This window comes from Acrocarpospora corrugata (assembly GCF_009687845.1).
Taxonomy (GTDB): domain Bacteria; phylum Actinomycetota; class Actinomycetes; order Streptosporangiales; family Streptosporangiaceae; genus Acrocarpospora; species Acrocarpospora corrugata.
The window spans coordinates 1-1,240 of record NZ_BLAD01000014.1 but is presented as its reverse complement, the minus strand read 5'-3'; the positions used below and the strand labels follow the sequence as shown (position 1 = coordinate 1,240).

Annotated in this window: 1 protein-coding gene; it reads right to left on the bottom strand. The window is 56.6% G+C overall.

All coding sequences use genetic code 11. The features are described from left to right. Window positions 1-125 precede the first annotated feature (125 nt). On the bottom strand, window positions 126-980 hold the full coding sequence (gene sepH, locus Acor_RS00095; protein ID WP_246238314.1) for a septation protein SepH: 855 nt from the start codon (window positions 978-980) through the stop codon (window positions 126-128). Between the last annotated feature and the right edge of the window lie 260 nt (window positions 981-1,240).

The following is a 1,240-nucleotide window of genomic DNA, read 5'->3' as shown; positions in this document are numbered from 1 at the left end:
CCTGGTCCCTTCAGAGAGCTACACCAAGCAAGAAGATACCGCGCCCTCTTGCGGTTAGGTTCCCGGCCGGTCAGTTTATGTATTGGTTCGCGAATGTAAACAGCTCCATAGCGACCGGAGGTCGGCTATTCCTTCGGCCCGGCTCCAAACATGATTTCGTCCCAGCTGGGGACGGATGTACGGCGGGCGCGCTTCCGCAGCTGCTTGTCTCGTCGGTCAGGCGGCACAGGGACCGGATCGTTCGCGCATATGGTGCTTTCCGTGGCGTTATCTGAGGTCTGCTCCTGCTCTTCATCCGCGCGTACAGGGAGTTCAGGGGAAAAGGGAGGAGCATGGAGCTGTTCGGCGGTAAAAGGCAATGAATGTGGCCGCTGCTCGGAGATTCGCGGGCTAGGAGAAACCGGAGAGATGGGGCCAGAGTAAGGGACGCCGAGCTCAGTCTCGGAAGTCGTATCAGATTCTAGAGCCGCCGAGCTCGACGATTCTCTGCTCAACTTCGGTTGTGAAGCCTCCATCGCGTGCTTCGATGTCGATTCTTGTACGAAAAAATCAGCTTCAGCCCTCGCAGGCATGGGTAACCCAAACTGAACTGAACACAGGTGCAGCGCATTGTGGCCGTGAGGCGTAACGTGGCGACTCTGCGGATCGTAGAGCCATTCGGTCTGAAGCCACCTGTCATTCCATTGGAGAGCGGCGGACACAAGCCACAGCCCATCAATACGCTTCACAGAGTCCCAATGAATCCCGTCGATATTGCCTTTCATCTGTTGGGATACGAGAGCAGCTAGCGCCGGACTGTGTTCTACAAGACCGGGCATTTTGATCAGACCTTGTTGAGCTTGCTGGGCCATGTACTCTCGCTCCTGCAGGATTGGGCTCTCAAACCAACGGACCCGCTCGACTAAGAGACCAGACTTGGCGGCTATCTCTTCTGAGGTCTCCCCAGCACGAATACGGGCCTGGATCTCCTTGGGGCGCACTTAATCCTCCATTTCGATCTCTACTGGCTGCGCATATGTGCTTCGTAGGCACAATCGCCTATGCGATCGTCCGCAAATAGTATGCGGTAGGCATTGGCCCTTGTAAGACTGCCTTCGCCCCGCGACTACGTGGAGTGGATCACGTGACTCCCTCCAGCCGTAAGTTCTTTACTATCGTCCCAGTCTTCACCGTGTCTGATCTTTTGCCCAGCACCGCAACGGGGTATGTTGACTACCCGTGCCGTCTCGTGCCGTGTGAC